Here is a 14,050-nt window from a genome sequence, read left to right as displayed (position 1 = left end):
GGTCTCAGCCCTTCACGAAGAGCTGGCGCGGCACGTTCGACAGGCATTCGACACCTGTTTCCGTGATCGCGATGCTCTCGGTGATTTCCAGTCCCATGTCTTCCAGCCAGAGGCCCGTCATGAAATGGAAGGTCATGCCGGGCTTCAGTTCCGTACGGTCGCCCGGGCGCAAGCTCATCGTGCGCTCGCCCCAATCCGGCGGATAGGACAGACCGATCGGATAGCCTGTGCGGTTGTCCTTGATGATCCCGTATTTCTTCAGGACGGCAAAGAAAGCGTTAGCGATGTCCTCGCAGGTATTGCCCGGTCTTGCGGCGGAAAGGCCTGCTTCCATGCCTTCGAGCGTCGCCTTCTCCGCGTCGAGAAAGGCCTGTGTGGGCTTTCCCAGGAATACGGTTCGCGACAACGGGCAATGATAGCGTTTATACGCGCCGGCGATCTCGAAGAACGTGCCTTCGCCCGACTGCATCGGCTTGTCGTCCCAGGTCAGGTGGGGGGCCGAAGCGTCGGCCCCGGAGGGCAGAAGCGGTACGATTGCCGGGTAGTCGCCTCCGAATTCGGATGTACCGCGAATGCCGGCATCGTAGATTTCGGCGACGAGATCGCATTTGCGCATGCCGGGCTCTACGACATCGACAATGCGCTTGTGCATGAGCTCGACGATCTTGCCCGCCTTGCGCATGTAGTTGATTTCGGTCGGGCTCTTGACGGCGCGCTGCCAGTTGACGAGGCCCGCAGCATCCTTGAAGCGGGCATTCGGCAAATGCTTTTGCAGCGATGCGAAGGCCGCAGCCGAGAAATAATAGTTGTCCATCTCGACGCCGACGGTGAGACCCGACCATTTGCGCTCGTCGATGATCTGCGACAGGAGATCCATCGGATGACGCTCGGTCGACTGCACGTAGTGATCGGGGTAACCGATGATATTGGCGTGGTTCAGATAGGCGGTGCGCTTCGCGCCATTGGCATCCTGCTTGCGGCCGTACCAGATCGGCTCGCCCATCGGCGGGACCAGCACGCATTGATGCACGTAGAAGGACCAGCCGTCATATCCGGTAAGCCAGTGCATGTTGGACGGGTCCGTGACGATCAGAAGATCGATTCCGGCCTTTTCTGCGGCATGACGGGTTTTGGACAGGCGCTCGGCATATTCCTCGCGCGTAAAGCTCAGTGTCACGCTCACACTGCATCTCCCGTGTTGATATGGTTTTCGATGACCTGACCGCTTCCAGCATCTTTCGCGCGGGTGACGGCCAGATTGGCAATGGCGGTGTCCTGCACACCGGTGCCAGTAAGGTCGGCGAGGGTGATGTCATTCGCACCGGTCCTGCCTTGTGCCTTGCCGGCTATGACGGCGCCGAGTTCGGAAAAGGGCTGGTCGGGCTGTGCCGCGCCTGCGATGATCGCATGATGCAATTCGCCGAGAATGCGCGTCTGCGTGATGCGGTCGGCGATATAGGTGGCGCAGGAGAAGACGGCCGGATCGATCTCGTTCTTATGTTCGGCGTCCGATCCCATCGCGGTCAGATGCTGCCCGGGCTCCAGCCAGTCGGCCATCAGGATCGGCTTTTCCGCCGGCGTCGTGGTGACGACGATGTCCGCGCCTCGTACGGCTTCATGCGGATCGGCAATGGCGACGACGTCGATGCCGTGGGCGTGGGAAAATTCGGCCGCGAGCGTTAGCGCTTTCGCGTGATCGCGCGCCCAGATGCGTGCGGACCTGATTTGCCGCACCAGCATCAGCGCCTGAAGTTGCAGTTGCGCCTGCATGCCCGCTCCGAAGATCGTGGCGACGGCAGCGTCCTCGCGCGATAGATGCCGTGCGGCGACCGCTCCGGCCGCAGCCGTTCGAATGTCCGTCAGATAGCCATTGTCGAGAAGAAGGGCTTCGACCAGTCCGGTTCTCACACTGAAGAGGATCATCAGACCATTGAGGCTCGGCAGGCCAAGCCTGGGATTGTCGAAGAAGCCGGGGCTGATCTTGATCGCAAAGCTGTCGAAACCGGGCACATAGGCCGTCTTGACGTCTACCTCGCCACGGAATTCCGGAATGTCCAGACGCAGGATCGGCGGCATCGCGATTGCCTTGGTGGCGAGCGCGGCAAAGGCCTGCTCGATACAGTCGACCGCAGAAATGTCGAGCCTGACAGCCGCGCGAAGATCTCTTTCCGTGAGGATGCTCATCCGGCTCATGCTGCGGTCCCCTCGACGATTTGCCGATGGGTGTCCGGATCGATATTGCCACCCGATACGATGATGACGGTGGGTCCCGAAAGTTTGATCTTCCCGGCGAGGATCGCAGCGACGCCGACCGCTCCGGCACCCTCCACGACTTCGTATTCCTCTCGTGCCATGTGGCGAACGCCAGCGGCGATCTCGGCTTCCGTCAGCAGGACGATGTCATCGAGTAGGGCGCGGCAGAGCGGGAAGGTGATGGTGTTTGTGAGGCCAATGCCGCCGCCGAGGGAATCCGCCAGCGTCTCTTCTTCGCGGACCCCGACCGGTTTGCCGGCTGCGATTGCCGCATACATGGCCGCGCCGCGTTCCATGGAGATAGCGATAACCTGTACCTGTGATTTCGCGGCTTTGACGGCTACGGCTATGCCGCCGACCAGGCCGCCGCCGGAGAGAGGAACGAGCACGGTTGCGAGATCGGGCAGGTCCTTGACGATTTCCAGGCCGATCGTCCCTTGACCGGCCACTACATCGACATGGTCGAATGGCGGGATTGAAACGAGGCCAAGGCTTCGAACCAGGCGCTCGACTTCCTCCTGCGCATCGTCCTGCGAGACGCCGACGATACGGATCTTGGCGCCGAGTGCGCGGATAGCCTCGATCTTGTTCGCGGGAACTCGCGACGACATGCAGATAGTGGCCGACAAGCCGAGTTCCCGAGCGGCATAGGCTACGGCACGGCCGTGATTGCCCGTTGAGGCGGTGACAAGGCCACGTTTCCGCTCGGCATCATCGAGCGACAGGATGGCGTTCATTGCGCCACGCAGCTTGAAGGCCCCGATCGGCTGGCGCGTTTCGAGCTTGAGATAGACAGACTGGTGGGTGCGTTCAGACAGTGTGCCGGAGTGCGCTAGGGGCGTAGGCTCCAACCGACCGGCAATGCGCGCCGCAGCCTGCTCGATATCCGTCGGCGTAACCGGCAGCATCGCTTGGTTGGGAGTTCTGGGCAGGTTGGCGCTCGTCATGATTGTCATGTTGGGAGCGAAGTAAAATCATGTCAATTATTATATTGTCATGATTCAATGATTGTGGCGGACAGCCTCAGCCGATCGAACCTATATCGTAGACGGGCGGCAATTGCTCGAACGCCTGGCGCACCGTCGTTAGCGCCTTGGAGAGGCTCGAATGGCTCATGCGGCCGCCGATGCAGATGCGGATGCCGCCGCCATGGCCGGGGCCGGCGACGAAGGGCTCGGATGGCGTTACGGCGACATTCTGGTTGGCGAGCGAACGCACCAGTCCGTCTTCCGCCCAGTGCTTCGGCACTTTCAGCCAGGCGCAAGGCGACAGCGGATGGCTGGAAGCGATGTGATCGCCCAGAATGTCTGTCGTGATTCCCTGGCGGGTTCGGATTTCGCCGCGCTGGAGACCGATCAGCCGCTGGACCGTACCGTTTTCGATCCAACGTGTGGCGATTTCGGCGGTCAGATAGGTGCCGCTCCAGCTCGATACGCGCAAGATGGAGGCCGCACGAATGGAATAGGCGGGGGGCACGACAAGATAGCCAACACGCAACCCGGTCAGCACGGTCTTGGTGAAACTCGTGACGAAGAAGCCGAGATCGGGCAGCATTTCGGCGATCGAGGGCAAGTCCTCGTCGATCATCGGCCGATAGACCTCATCCTCTATGACAAAGATACCGTGACGCTTTGCGATCGTGGCGATTTCATGTCGTCGGGCGGCGCCTGCGACATGACCCGTGGGATTGTTGAGTGTCGGAATCCAGACGAGCGCTCGAACGCCACCTGATGCGCACGCGGCTTCAAGAGCGTCGGGCAGGATACCTTCTTCGTCGGTGGGCAGGCCCTTCAGGCTGAAGCCGAGTATATTGGAGAGGCCGATAATGCCGTGATCGGTGAGATTTTCGCAAAGAACCACATCGCCGGAACGAATGATGCAGGTAAGCGCGAGAAATATGCCGTGGGCCGCACCGTTCGTCACGAGGATGCGTCCGGCATCGGCGGAGACGCCCAGCGTGCGCAGCCAGATCCGTGCGGTCTCGCGATGACGGTCGAGACCTGCGATCGGGCGGCAGGGACGCATGAAATCGGCGACATTCCCTTCAGCCATCTCGCGAAAGATTTCTCGCGATGCGGTTTCATGCTCATCGAGATAGACACCGCGAATGATGGACAGGTCGAGGACTTCGTTGGAGCTATGATCCAGCATCATTCGACCGGCACGATCAGTCACGCGCGCCTTCACGAAGGTGCCGCGGCCGATCTCGCCGCTCAGATAGCCGAGCCGTTCCGCCTCCTTGTAGGAAAGGCTGACGGTCTGCACGGAAAGCCCGAGATCGCGCGCCAGGTCGCGATGTGTGGGCATCCGGTCCATCGGTTTGAGAAGGCCGCCATCGATATCGGCGATGATGCGTTCGGTCAGTGCCGCGTGCTTAGTCTCGCCCTTCTGTTTGGCGAGGCTTGGTCGCCACACCACCGGCCTCGTCGCAGGGCTCGGGTCGGTGGCAAGCGGATTGGCTTGGCGGCGCATGAAATTGTCTCGTTATTAGAGCTATAATTTCATGACATTATGCACGCTTCATCCATAAAGATGAAGCGTTTTGCACGACGCGGCGGCAATTGCCTTGAAGATAAGCGCAATTGCCGGGCTTTTGGGCTCCGAATATGTGCCGGGAGAGCGAATCCAGCCCGGCACATGCCGGGATCAGATTTTTTCGCCAGCTTGTGCCAGCTCATCCATGACGGATCGGACGGCAGATTCTGCAATGGCGACGATTTCGTCGACTTCGGCTTTTGTGGTGACGAGCGGCGGCGCAAAACCCAGGATGTCGCCATGCGGCATGGCGCGGGCAATCAGGCCACGATTGCGAGCCGCCTTGGAGACGCGTGCGCCGACAGCGAGAGCCGGCGCGAAACGCGTCTTCTTATCGCGATCCGCGACGAATTCGATCGCACCCATCAAGCCCACTCCGCGCACTTCGCCGACGATGGGAAGCTGGGCGAACCTCGCCTTCAACTGCTCCTGGAAGTAGGTGCCGACCGCCCGCGCATTGCCCGGCAGGTCTTCTTTCTCGACGATGTCGAGAACGGCATTTGCTGCTGCAGCACCGATCGGATGGCCGGAATAGGTGTATCCGTGGGAGAAGGTTCCGACGCGATCTGCTCCTTCCTCCATGACCTTGTACACCTTCTCGCCGACGATGGCGGCCGAGAGCGGGAAATAGGCTGAAGTAAGGCCCTTGGCGACGGTGATCAGGTCTGGTTCGATGCCGTAGTGCTGCGAGCCGAACATGGAACCGGTTCGCCCGAAGCCGGTAATGACTTCATCGGCGATCAGCAGGATGTCGTATTTCCTGAGGATTTTTTGCACTTCTTCCCAATATCCCTGCGGCGGCGGCGTGATGCCCCCGGTGCCGAGCACGGGCTCGGCGATGAAGGCCCCGATGGTCTCAGGGTCTTCTCGCAGGATCAGGGCCTCAAGTTCTTCGGCACGGCGCTTGGAAAACTCGAGCTCCGTCTCGCCGGCCTCCGCTCCCCAATAATGATGCGGAGCGCCAGTATGGAGGATGCCCGCACGCGGCAGATCCATGTGGTCATGGTAGAAGCTCATGCCGGTCATGGATCCCGAGACGACGCTGCAGCCGTGATAGCCGCGTTCGCGGGAAATGATCTTCTTCTTGTTCGGCTTGCCGCGAAGGTTGCTGTAGTACCAGACGAGCTTTGCCTGGGTCTCATTGGCATCGGAACCGGACATGCCATAGAAGACCTTGCTCATCTTGCCCGGCACCATCTTCACGAGGCGATCGGAAAGGATTGCCAACTCATCCGTCGTGTGCGCGGCGTAGGAATGGTAGTAGGCGAGACGATAGGCCTGGCGCGAAATTGCCTCGGCGACCTCGGTGCGGCCATAGCCGACATTAACACAATAGAGGCCGGCAAAGCCGTCGATCAGCTGATTGCCAAGCGCGTCCTCTATGCGGATGCCCTTGCCGGTCTCGACGATCGTCGGATCGCCCATCTTGCCGCTGGCGAAGTCATTGAGTTTCGTGAAGGGATGCAGGACCGAATTGCGGTCCATCTCTGCAATCCGAGTGACGTCTATGGCCATGACAGGTTCCTTTCAGGCAGAGAGGTTGCCGAAGCAAACATATTTTGATTCGAGATATTCGGAGAGGCCGTGGCGCGAGCCTTCGCGACCGAGTCCGGATTGCTTCCAGCCACCGAAGGGGATGGGCGCGCCGGTGAATTTTGCGGTGTTGACCGCCACCATGCCGTATTCGAGCCGGTCGCTAAGGCGCATCGCGCGGCCGAGATCGTTCGTGTAGACATAGGCCGCCAGCCCCATTTCGGTGGCATTGGCGCGCGCGACTACATCCCGCTCGTCGTCGAACGGTAGTATCGCGGCGACCGGTCCGAAAGTTTCCTCGCGAGCAATCGTCATGTCGTCGGTCACATCGGCCAGCACGGTCGGTGTGACGAAATTGGCGCCAAGTGGGCTCTCCTGCGCGCCGCAGACAAGGCGCGCGCCGGCAGAAAGCGCCTGCGCGATCTGCTGGCCGCATTTTTCCGCCACCGACCTCCGTGTCATCGGGCCGATATCGGTCCCGTCTTCAAGACCGTGCCCGACATGGAGTTTAGACGTCGCCTCGGCGAAGGCCTCGACGAAACGATCATAGATCCCGCGTTGAACGTAAATCCGGTTGGCGGCGAGGCAATCCTGGCCCGAGGTTGCGAATTTGGCACCGATACAGCCTTCGACAGCCTGAGCGAGTTCGACATCGTCGAACAGGATGAAGGGTGCGTGCCCGCCGAGCTCCAAGGAAGCTTTCTTGACGGTAGCAGCCGATTGCGCCAGCAGGATGCGGCCGACTTCTGTAGAACCGGTGAAGGAAAAAGCGCGCACCTGCGTATGTTCCAGAAGCCGGCGTGCAAGCGGCTCGGCTTCGCCGGTCAGAACCTGGAATACGCCGGCGGGCATGCCGGCCTCGTCGGCCAGCTTCGCCAGGGCGAGCGCCGAGAGGGGAGTTTCCGGAGCGGGTTTGACGATCATCGCGCAGCCGGCGGCCAAGGCTGCGCCCGCCTTGCGGGTGATCATCGCCGAGGGAAAGTTCCAGGGCGTGATGGCGACGGTCACCCCCAGCGGCTGCATGTGGACCGAAAGCCGGCTAGCGGGCAGATGGCTCGGAATTGTTTCCCCATAGGCGCGCTCGCCCTCGGCGGCAAACCAGTCGAGGAAATTGGCAGCGTAGGAGATCTCGCCAAGCGACTCCGCCAAAGGCTTGCCCTGTTCGGCCGTCATGATGACTGCAAGATCCCGTGCGTTGTCACGCATCAGTTTGCCCCAGGCCCGAAGGACCTGGCCCCGTTCAACGGGAGGTCTGTCCCTCCAGTCGAGAAATGCCTTTCCCGCCGCACCGACGGCGTCATCGGCATCTTCAAGCGAGCAAGCCGCAACATCAACGAGGTGTTCTCCCGTCGCAGGATCGACGACGTCCAGCGTCCTCTCGCGCGCGGCCCAGGTGCCATCCAGAAAGGCCCGACGTTCGATCAGATCAGGTCGTGACAGATTGGTCAAGGCAGCAGCGGCGGTACGGTTCATAGTTGCTCCGGATTGTCTTCATAGGAAGTGTACTCGCGTCTTCGCATCGCATTTCTGCGTTGACTTCCTATTTGATGCAGAAAATATGCGATTATCGATTTGCTTTCACCGGAGTTCTGCATGGGTGAACTTGATAGAGCTGACAGGGTACTGCTTGATGCAGTGCAGAAAAACAACCGCATGACGTCGGAAGAGTTGGCGCAGATCGCCAACCTGTCGCCGACCGCTTGTCAGCGACGACTGAAACGGCTGCGTGAAGAGGGCGTGATCGAGGCGGACGTGGCGATCGTGTCGCCGAAGGCCGTCGGGCGCGGCATCACCATGATAGTGCTTGTCTCCCTGGAGCGCGAACGGGCGGATATCGTGGACCGGTTCAAGACAGCGATCCGTATGACCAAGGAAGTCATGATCGGCTACTATGTGACGGGCGACGCAGACTTCATCCTGGTGATCACGGCAAAGGATATGGAGGACTACGAGGCTTTCACGCGGCGGTTCTTCTATGAGAACCACGATATCAAGGGCTTCAAGACCATGGTCGTCATGGATCGAGTGAAGGCTGGCTTTGCTTTTCCGATTGAAAATTGACCATCTTCATGCTCGCCCAGGCTTTGATCAAGGTGCCGACCACCGAGAAGAACTCGTCTGACAACTAGAGAGCCTTAACCCGCAGCTGGCTCAGCAAGGCGACTAGGAACTTGGCGGCGACGTCCGTCCGCCAAGAGGCGCTCGCGGTTCTTGGTGAATACTGTGACGTCCCGACCGGGTGTCCATCGACAAGCCGACGAACCATCGGAACAACACATTGTAGTCCACCTGCTCCATGAACTGACGCTCAGAGCGGATCGTAAAAGGCCCGCAACAACAGGGCACGCAAGCAGTTTGTCCGGCGGAATCGACGGGCGGGTAATCGCCGAATACATGACCTCGAAATCAGGCGATTGAACTTCCAGCGCCTCGTCTACAATGGCACGGATCGTCTGCAGCGGATCAGGACTCATATTCCTAGACTGGTTGTCGAACCGTTCAGTGACCTTTCGGGTATGCAGCGGTCTGCAAATCCGCACAACCTGTTTAAACTTCAAGACGACATCGCTGGTTCGATGGCTACGCCGCTGGCGCACCCCTACGGTGTTATTTTTCGAAGCGACGTAGCCCGCTTCTCACAATAACCTCCGGTCGGTGTCCAGGCCTTGCGCACCTAGGCTTATTGTGGCCAGGCCATATGAATTTACAAAACCCACACTTCGGTCCCGAGCTGGTTGAAGCGGGCTTCGAGCGCTATCCGGGCTGCATAACTGTCTGGGCACTTCACTCACTGCCTTATCTCGTCGCGGTCCGCTTTCGATAACGTCTCAACTCTCTCCGAAAAGCGGGCTTGACGATCCCGGAAACTGACTGTTTTGCTGGCCTGGTCTGTAAGTGGGCGCCGTATATTACACGATGCTACACGTATTCGCGTTCACATCGGTCTACACTCTAAGTTGCATGAAACGGGCAAAGCGCCCGCTCGACGGAGGCATAGTGAAGCGGCTGAAGAGACGCTCCTCTGCCTGACGTCAGCCCACTCGCTCGCCCAGACGAATGAACTAGTCACCATAGGCAGGGGAGATACCGCGATGCCGAAACCGGCCAAGATGCTTGAGCAGCGGATAGACCACTTCTTCTCGATGCCCGCGGAACGCGCAGACCGGTGGCGCGATGTTGTTGCCGCAGCGCGCGCATGGTCGGTCGGGCGAGCCGATCAGAACGCGGCCGAAGCTGCCTTTGCAGAGTTAGGCCCCATTGAAGGGTTTCACGCATTCCCAGGCTCTGCGCTCATGGCGAGGCTAAGCGACAGGCTGCGGGGAGGCGATGCTGTTGGCTTTACTGATTTGGTGCGACGCGTTTCGGCCGCGATTGTCACGCGTGACTTCAAGTATGATCCTGCCGAGTGGCGAACGACCGAGGAAGTCGTCGATACGCCGGCTGATGTCCTACCGCCCACGCTCAGACACGGAGACGCAAAGCGCCCCTACTTCGAAATGCTGATTGTTGCGCCGGGTGCCACAACGCAAGCTGCCGATCAAATCGCGCAGTTGCGCAACCTGCGACGTCCTGAGGACGCGTTTATTTACGAAATTGTCCCGGTAGACAGCTTCGAAGATGCGATCTGCGCTGCGATTATCAATCCGGATATTGCCGCGGTTACGATCTTCGAGGGCTTTAACTACGCTTCGCGACATTCGGCGCCGGTGTTGCGCAGCGTGCTGTCCGGCCTCGGACTGGATGGGGCGCGAGCGGAGGATGCTGATCTGGCGTTGCTCTTGGCAAACTCGTTGAAACGCCTGCGACCAGACCTCGACATTTATCTTCTGTCTGACCGCCAGGTAGAAAATTTGGCGGGCGATGCACGGTCGGCATCCATCCGTCGCGTTCTCTATGCGATCGAAGAACCGTTGGAACTCCACCTGTCGGTGCTTGAGGGGATTCAAGACCGTTTCGAGACGCCGTTCTTCGACAACCTCAAGAGATATGCGCGGCGCCCGATAAGCACATTCCATGCGCTTCCGCTCGCTCGAGGAAAGTCGGTTTTCAAGTCTGACTGGATCCGCGATATGGGGGAGTTCTATGGTATCAACCTTTTCCTTGCGGAAAGCAGTGCCACAACGGGCGGACTTGATAGCCTGTTGGAGCCGACAGGCAATATCAAGCGCGCTCAGGAAATGGCCGCGCGGGCTTTTGGCGCGGACCATGCCTTTTTCGTAACCAACGGCACAAGCACGTCGAACAAGATGGTCCACCAGGCGATAGTCGCGCCCGGTGACATCGTCATTCTCGACCGAAACTGCCACAAGTCCCACCACTATGGGCTTGTCCTTGCCGGCGGGCAACCGCTCTACGTTGATGCATTCCCGATGACAGAATACTCGATGTATGGCGCGGTACCCCTCAGGAGCATAAAAAAGGCACTCCTGGATCTGAAGGCCGAAGGCAGGCTTGACCGTGTCAAAATGGTGGACCTCACGAATTGCACCTTTGACGGCCACATCTACAACACGCGTCGGGTCATGGAGGAGTGCCTCGCCATTAAACCGGACCTCGTATTCCTCTGGGATGAGGCGTGGTTCGGCTTCGCGCGGTTCTCACCGGTATTGCGTCCTCGCACCGCAATGGGCGCCGCTGCCGCAATTGAAACATGGATTCACGGTTTGGCCGCGGTTGAGGCCTACGAAAAACAACAGCAGGAACTTGGGTCTGACCCCACCGTCGACGAACTGCTAACGACGCGGTTGCTCCCGGACCCGCGGAAGGTTCGTATTCGCGTTTACCAGACCAACTCGACGCACAAATCCATGTCAGCGCTGCGCCAGGGCTCGATGGTTCTCGTGAAAGACGTCGACTTCTACACAGTTGAGTCGCAGTTTCACGAAGCAATCTTTACGCATGCTTCGACAAGCCCCAACCAGCAACTGATCGGCAGTCTCGACGTAGCGCGGCGGCAAATGGAATTGGAAGGCTACGGCCTCGTGCTCAACGCCATCGAGATCTCGCTTGCTATCCGGCGTGCGGTCAATTCACATCCGATAATCTCGAAATACTTCCATATGCTTGGTGCTGACGGCATGATCCCCGCGCAGTACCGGGAGAGTGGGTTTGTGGATTTTCTGGCGCCGGACACAACCTGGGCCAGCCAGGTGCGCAGCATGCACGACGACGAATTCTGCCTCGATCCTACGCGTATGACGCTTGTCTGTGGAACGGCAGGTTTCGATGGAACCGAGTTCAAGGCGTTGCTGGCCAATGTCTACGACATTCAGCTCAATAAAACGTCGCGCAATTCGGTTCTGCTGCAATCCAATATCAACAATACACGGAGCGATGTGGCGCAGCTCGTTCGCGTGCTCCTGGAGATTTCTAACGGGATCGAGACACGCCTTGCCCGGGGCGGCGATGGCGAAAGAAACGCGCTGGCCGCTCGCGTCAAGTCGCTAATGACGGACGTGCCTGACCTACCGAATTTCAGTCATTTCCATGAAGCGTTTCGACAAGACGCGGGGCGTGCCACACCGGAGGGGGATATGCGCACAGCTTTCTACGGTGCTTACGATGCCACGGGCTGTGAATACATTCCTTTGCATGGAGATGAATGTAATCGTCGCCTTCGCGAGGGGCCGGAAATGGTGTCCGCCAACTTCGTAATTCCTTATCCACCTGGCTTCCCGATCATGGTGCCGGGTCAAGTGATCACAGAGGAGACAATTGAGTTCATGCGCAAACTCGATGTGAAAGAGATTCATGGCTACGAGAAAGCGCGCGGTCTCAAACTGCTAAAGCCGGAGGTCATCTCAACCAAACTGAGGCACTAGATAAGCGCCTGTGGGCGCGTCTGCTTGCCCACGGCGGGTTCGATCCGGGGTTGGTCGTTGACTCCTTGAGCTTGACAATGGGCAGGAGTAGGGGATGGCTTTTTTTGTACAAGCATTGCGCGACAATCCTGAACTGGCAATCTTCCTTGCGCTGGCCATTGGCTTTTTGATTGGACGGGTAAAGCTCGGAAGTTTCAGCCTCGGAATCGTGGTGGGGACGCTCTTGGCGGGGGTGTTGATTGGACAGCTCGATATCAAGATTCCACCGATTGTGAAGATCATCTTCTTTGATCTTTTTCTGTTTACAACCGGCTACAAGGTCGGACCGCAGTTTTTCCGCGGGCTCAAACAGGACGCAATTCCACAGGTGGCGCTTACCTTGGTCTTATGCGTTGCATGCTTGCTCACTGCATTCGGTTTTGCGACGCTGCTTGGGTACGACGTCGGAACGGCCGCCGGACTGCTTGCAGGAGCATTTTCAGAATCGACGGTTATTGGCACGGCCGGGGAGGCTATTCAGCGCCTGGCTATTCCCGAAGCGGAAAGAATTAGCCTGCTGAACAATATTCCAGTGGCTTACGCAGTCACATACCTCATTGGAACCGCCAGCCTTGTATGGTTTCTCCCTACAATCGGACCCAAACTGATGGGAGTTAACCTGCGCGACGAAGGGATGCGTATGCAAGGCACCGCATTGGCAGGCTCCGCGCAACTGGAACTTGGCGTGACCTCGGGAGCAAGACTGTTCGATCTGCGTGCTTACCGTGTCACCAATCCGAAACTCGTTAACAAGACGGTGGCAGAACTTGAAGCCTTGCCGCAAGGCTCGCGGGTGTTCATCGCAAGAATCCGACACCACGGAGGCATCATGGAGGCGCTTCCCAATTCGGTCATCCGCGAAGGTGACGTCGTCGCCGTACTCGCTCGGCAGGAAATACACGTGAACAGCGGAAAGATTGTCGGCCCGGAAGTAGACGACAAGCCTCTGCTCGACCTACCGGTCGAAGTGTTGGATGTCGTGGTTACGCGAGGGATCGCGGTTGGGAGAACACTTGGAGAACTGGCGCAGCTCGAATTCACTCGGAGCGTGTTTCTGCGGAAGCTTACACGGGCCGGACAGGAGATGCCCGTTACTGCAAAGACGACCATCGATGGTGGAGACGTGCTCAGTCTGATCGGCACTAAGCCGGAGGTTGAGAGGGCCGCAATGGAATTAGGCTATCCAGACCGCCCAACTATGGCGACGGACATGGTTTTTGTTGGGACAGGCATCGTGCTTGGGGGCCTTGTTGGCCTCTTGTCGGTAACCGTTGGCGGTATCCCGTTAACTCTGACTGCAAGCGGAGGTGCGCTGATCATGGGGCTGGTTTTTGGCTGGCTTCGGTCTGTACACCCATTTTTCGGCCGAATCCCGGAACCGGCGATCTGGATCTTCGACACTGTCGGTCTGTGCATTTTTATCGGTGTGGTTGGCATCAACGCCGGGCCAAGCTTCTTCTCTGGGCTCCAACAAACCGGTTTGAGTCTTGTGGTGGTGGGGCTGGTATCGGCGTTGCTGCCGCATACGATAGCGATTCTTTTTGGCCGCTATATGCTCAAGATGAATCCCCTTATTGTTCTTGGTGCATGTGCCGGTGCCGGAACGATCACGGCCGCCCTCCGGGCGATACAAGATGAATCTCGGAGTAGTATTCCTGCGCTCGGTTATACGGTCCCCTATGCAATTGGTAATATTCTTCTCACTGCGTGGGGGCCCGTGCTCGTCGCATTGATGACGATTGGCGAATGACGAATGTCCACCTCGCCTTTGGTACGATGGACCACCGGGTGTGGCTGAGCGGAGACACTTTGGATGGGCCGACTGATGATATGATTGTGGAATCTGCGCGAAGTGCTCGAACGTATCT

The 14,050-nt window shown here is 58.8% G+C and carries 9 protein-coding genes and 1 pseudogene; 3 read left to right on the top strand and 7 right to left on the bottom strand.

The window, feature by feature from the left end:
• Positions 1-4 precede the first annotated feature (4 nt).
• The 6 genes from doeA to HQ945_RS18110 form a co-directional block, all read right to left on the bottom strand.
• Entirely contained in the window at positions 5-1,183 is a 1,179-nt protein-coding gene (gene doeA / locus HQ945_RS18135; protein ID WP_027232340.1) for an ectoine hydrolase DoeA, read from the bottom strand.
• Positions 1,180-2,193: an ectoine utilization protein EutC gene (gene eutC, locus HQ945_RS18130; RefSeq protein ID WP_091923058.1), complete on the bottom strand. Its 1,014-nt coding sequence runs from the start codon at positions 2,191-2,193 to the stop codon at positions 1,180-1,182. The genes doeA and eutC overlap by 4 nt, the downstream gene beginning before the upstream one ends.
• A complete protein-coding gene (gene eutB, locus HQ945_RS18125; protein WP_174208358.1) occupies positions 2,190-3,209 on the bottom strand; it encodes a hydroxyectoine utilization dehydratase EutB in 1,020 nt (339 codons plus the stop codon). The genes eutC and eutB overlap by 4 nt, the downstream gene beginning before the upstream one ends.
• A 67-nt stretch (positions 3,210-3,276) precedes the next feature.
• Positions 3,277-4,725, bottom strand: coding sequence for a MocR-like ectoine utilization transcription factor EhuR (ehuR, locus tag HQ945_RS18120; RefSeq protein ID WP_174208357.1), 1,449 nt, complete (start codon positions 4,723-4,725; stop codon positions 3,277-3,279).
• Between the two features lie 174 nt (positions 4,726-4,899).
• Positions 4,900-6,303, bottom strand: a complete 1,404-nt coding sequence (locus HQ945_RS18115) for an aspartate aminotransferase family protein (protein ID WP_091946779.1) — start codon at positions 6,301-6,303, stop codon at positions 4,900-4,902.
• A gap of 12 nt (positions 6,304-6,315) precedes the next feature.
• Complete coding sequence (locus HQ945_RS18110; protein ID WP_174208356.1) at positions 6,316-7,794, bottom strand: NAD-dependent succinate-semialdehyde dehydrogenase; 1,479 nt, start codon at positions 7,792-7,794, stop codon at positions 6,316-6,318.
• Between the two features lie 120 nt (positions 7,795-7,914).
• Between HQ945_RS18110 and HQ945_RS18105 the strand changes: the two genes are divergently transcribed.
• A complete protein-coding gene (locus HQ945_RS18105) occupies positions 7,915-8,382 on the top strand; it encodes an Lrp/AsnC family transcriptional regulator (RefSeq protein WP_027232334.1) in 468 nt (155 codons plus the stop codon).
• 4 nt (positions 8,383-8,386) lie between these two features.
• Here HQ945_RS18105 and HQ945_RS18100 read toward each other — a convergent pair.
• Positions 8,387-8,783, bottom strand: a pseudogene (locus tag HQ945_RS18100) (transposase); the annotation flags it as partial.
• A 630-nt stretch (positions 8,784-9,413) separates the two neighbouring features.
• Here HQ945_RS18100 and HQ945_RS18095 point away from each other — a divergent pair.
• Together HQ945_RS18095 and aspT are read left to right on the top strand one after the other, a co-directional pair.
• On the top strand, positions 9,414-12,143 hold the full coding sequence (locus tag HQ945_RS18095; protein WP_113281203.1) for an aminotransferase class I/II-fold pyridoxal phosphate-dependent enzyme: 2,730 nt from the start codon (positions 9,414-9,416) through the stop codon (positions 12,141-12,143).
• A gap of 94 nt (positions 12,144-12,237) precedes the next feature.
• Positions 12,238-13,932, top strand: a complete 1,695-nt coding sequence (gene aspT, locus HQ945_RS18090; protein WP_113281202.1) for an aspartate-alanine antiporter — start codon at positions 12,238-12,240, stop codon at positions 13,930-13,932.
• Positions 13,933-14,050: the final 118 nt, after the last annotated feature.

The organism is Phyllobacterium pellucidum (assembly GCF_013327855.1).
In the GTDB taxonomy this organism is placed as follows: domain Bacteria; phylum Pseudomonadota; class Alphaproteobacteria; order Rhizobiales; family Rhizobiaceae; genus Phyllobacterium; species Phyllobacterium pellucidum.
Note: the sequence above shows the minus strand (reverse complement) of the source record. Positions and strands in the feature narration are given on the sequence as shown.

Bases quoted from the DNA above. Each gene is read 5' to 3' on its own strand.
- eutC (WP_091923058.1), bottom strand. From the start codon at position 2,193: ATGAGCCGGATGAGCATCCTCACGGAAAGAGATCTTCGCGCGGCTGTC.
- eutB (WP_174208358.1), bottom strand. From the start codon at position 3,209: ATGACAATCATGACGAGCGCCAACCTGCCCAGAACTCCCAACCAAGCG.
- ehuR (WP_174208357.1), bottom strand. From the start codon at position 4,725: ATGCGCCGCCAAGCCAATCCGCTTGCCACCGACCCGAGCCCTGCGACG.
- HQ945_RS18115 (WP_091946779.1), bottom strand. From the start codon at position 6,303: ATGGCCATAGACGTCACTCGGATTGCAGAGATGGACCGCAATTCGGTC.
- HQ945_RS18110 (WP_174208356.1), bottom strand. From the start codon at position 7,794: ATGAACCGTACCGCCGCTGCTGCCTTGACCAATCTGTCACGACCTGAT.
- HQ945_RS18105 (WP_027232334.1), top strand. From the start codon at position 7,915: ATGGGTGAACTTGATAGAGCTGACAGGGTACTGCTTGATGCAGTGCAG.
- HQ945_RS18095 (WP_113281203.1), top strand. From the start codon at position 9,414: ATGCCGAAACCGGCCAAGATGCTTGAGCAGCGGATAGACCACTTCTTC.
- aspT (WP_113281202.1), top strand. From the start codon at position 12,238: ATGGCTTTTTTTGTACAAGCATTGCGCGACAATCCTGAACTGGCAATC.